Source organism: Arthrobacter sp. MDT2-34-1 (genome assembly GCF_059091365.1).
Genome location: NZ_JBNHGO010000151.1, coordinates 1 through 446, shown reverse-complemented (window position 1 = coordinate 446; position 446 = coordinate 1). Strand labels below are relative to the sequence as shown.

The following is a 446-nucleotide window of genomic DNA, read 5'->3' as shown; positions in this document are numbered from 1 at the left end:
ATGCGCTGGCGTTCGCCGCCGGAGAGCCGGTAGCCGCGCTCCCCCACCATGGTGTCCAGGCCGTCCGGCAGCGAGCGGATCAGGCTTTCCAGCCGGGCCCTCCGCAGGGCGTCCCACAACTGGTCGTCGGTGGCGTCCGGGTTGGCCAGCAGTAGGTTCGACTTAATGGTTTCGTGGAACAGGTGCCCGTCCTGGGTGACCATGCCCAGCGTTCCACGCAGCGATTCGAAGGTGACATCGCGGATGTCCGTTCCGGCCAGCCTCACCGACCCGGTGTCCACGTCGTAGAGCCGGGAGAGCAGCTGGGCGATGGTGGACTTGCCCGCGCCGGACGAGCCCACCAGGGCCACGGTCTGGCCCGGTTCGACGCGGAAGGAGATGCCGTGCAGCACCTCTTCCCCACCGCGGGTGTCCAGGGTGGCGACTTCCTCCAGCGAGGCCAGCGA

1 protein-coding gene is annotated in these 446 nt (G+C 68.8%); it reads right to left on the bottom strand.

The genetic code is table 11. The features are described 5' to 3' along the window. Positions 1-446 (bottom strand): ATP-binding cassette domain-containing protein (locus tag AC5RVV_RS18120; RefSeq protein WP_494002728.1); only part of this gene is annotated, 446 nt, incomplete at both ends.